The organism is Lentzea sp. NPDC006480 (assembly GCF_040611995.1).
Classification (GTDB): Bacteria; Actinomycetota; Actinomycetes; order Mycobacteriales; family Pseudonocardiaceae; genus Lentzea.
Genome location: NZ_JBEXPJ010000347.1, coordinates 1 through 1,746, shown reverse-complemented (window position 1 = coordinate 1,746; position 1,746 = coordinate 1). Strand labels below are relative to the sequence as shown.

The window sequence follows — 1,746 nt, the reverse complement described above, 5'->3', positions numbered from 1 at the left end:
GATCACGTGGCCCGCGGCGGCGGCGAGGTAGGCCGCTGTCACGGCCGCCGAGCGGATGTGGCCGCCCGCCAGCTGCCTTCGCACACGGCTACGTGTCGTCGCCTGCCAGTCGCCAGGCGCAGTGCGCCAACGGCACCGTCAAGGACTGCGGCGCCATCCAGTGGGAACCGCAGTCGGTGGAGGGCCCGAAGGGCCTGAAGAGCTGCAACGCCAACCTGTCGCAGTTCGCCGTGCTCAACAACGACAGCAAGGGCTGGAAGGTCACCAACACCGGCCGTACGGTGACGTTCAACTGGACGTTCACCGCCCGGCACCGCACGCGCGACTACGACTACTTCGTCGACGGCCGCAAGGTCGCGAACTTCAGCGGCAACAACCAGCAGCCGCCGGCCACCGTGTCCCACAGCGTCAACGTCGGCTCGGCCGGCAGGCACAAGGTCCTGGCCGTGTGGAACATCGGCGACACTTCGAACGCGTTCTACTCCTGCATCGACATCAACGCGAGCTGATCACTGACCGCGTGAGGTCCCCTTCCTCTCACGCAGCAGCTTCTCGACGTCGAACGGCATGAGGTTCAAAGGCGGACCGGACAACGGTTTGCGCAACGCGTCGAGGATCTCCGCGTTCATCTGCTCGATGATCACGCGCGCCTCGTCGTCGGTCTCGGCCGCCAGGGCACGGGCCCTGGCGGTCTCGGCCTGCTTGCGCAACGCCAGGGAAGGGGGCAACCCTGCCTTGCCCTCTTCCTCCCGGACCTTTCTCTTGATCCACCAGTCTTCCTCGAGCGGTTCACCCGCGCCGGGCAACGGTTTTCCCGCGCTCGGCAGATCGTCGAACTCGCCGCGTTCCTGGGCTTCGCGGATCTGCCTGTCGATCCACGACTCGAAGTCCATGCCCTGCGGTTTGCGCTGCGTCACGGGGAGAACCTCCTGACCGCGGCCTGAACCGCCTCGTTGAACGCGGGGCTGCCCTTGTGGCCACTGTCGTCCACAAGGGTCAGTTCGGCGTCCGGCCACGCCTGCGCCAGCGCGTAGGCGGTGTCGGCGGGACAGCTCAGGTCACGACGGCCGTGGATCAGCGCGGCCGGGATGCCGGCGAGCTTGCCGATGTCGCGCAGAAGTGAGCCGTCCTCCAGGAAACCGAGGTTCGCGTAGTAGTGCGCGCAAATTCGCACGAACGCGATGAGGTCGTCGTCCGGCCGGTCGCTGAACACCGCCGGGCCACCGAAGCTCTCCAGCGACAGCACGGTGTCCTCCCACCAGCACCACTCGGCGGCGGCCTGGGCACGCCGCGCGGGATCCTCCATCAGGTCCGCGTACGCGCGTACGACGTCCGGCGCGTTGCCGACGTGCGCGCTGTACCGTTCCCACGCCTCCGGGAAGAACCGGGAAACGCCCTTGTACAGCCAGTCGAGCTCGCGCTTCGACGCCGTGGTGACAGCGACCAGGATCATCTCGGTGACGCGCCCGGGATGGCGCTGCGCGTAGGCGAGTGCGAGCGTGCTGCCCCACGATCCGCCGTACACCAGCCACTTCTCGATGCCGAGGTGCTCGCGCAGCTTCTCGATGTCCGCGATCAGGTGATCGGTGGTGTTCACGCTCATGTCCGCGGCCGGGTCGCTCGCGTGCGGCGTGCTCTTGCCACAGCCGCGCTGGTGGAAGACCACGACCTTGAACTTCCGCAGGTCGAACCGGTGACGTCATGGTCAAGGAGGGCGACCTCTACGCGGGGTGGACCACCCAGGCG

The 1,746-nt window shown here is 67.5% G+C and carries 3 protein-coding genes; 1 reads left to right on the top strand and 2 read right to left on the bottom strand.

What is annotated here, in order from left to right; genetic code table 11:
* The first annotated feature begins 35 nt into the window (after positions 1 to 35).
* A complete protein-coding gene (locus ABZX92_RS45840) occupies positions 36 to 509 on the top strand; it encodes a lytic polysaccharide monooxygenase auxiliary activity family 9 protein (protein WP_355572450.1) in 474 nt (157 codons plus the stop codon).
* On the opposite strand, the gene ABZX92_RS45835 is transcribed toward ABZX92_RS45840, so the two are convergent.
* Positions 510 to 917, bottom strand: coding sequence for a DUF1992 domain-containing protein (locus ABZX92_RS45835; RefSeq protein WP_355572446.1), 408 nt, complete (start codon positions 915 to 917; stop codon positions 510 to 512).
* Positions 914 to 1,684: an alpha/beta fold hydrolase gene (locus ABZX92_RS45830; protein WP_355572448.1), complete on the bottom strand. Its 771-nt coding sequence runs from the start codon at positions 1,682 to 1,684 to the stop codon at positions 914 to 916. Before ABZX92_RS45830 ends, ABZX92_RS45835 begins: the two co-directional genes overlap by 4 nt.
* Between the last annotated feature and the right edge of the window lie 62 nt (positions 1,685 to 1,746).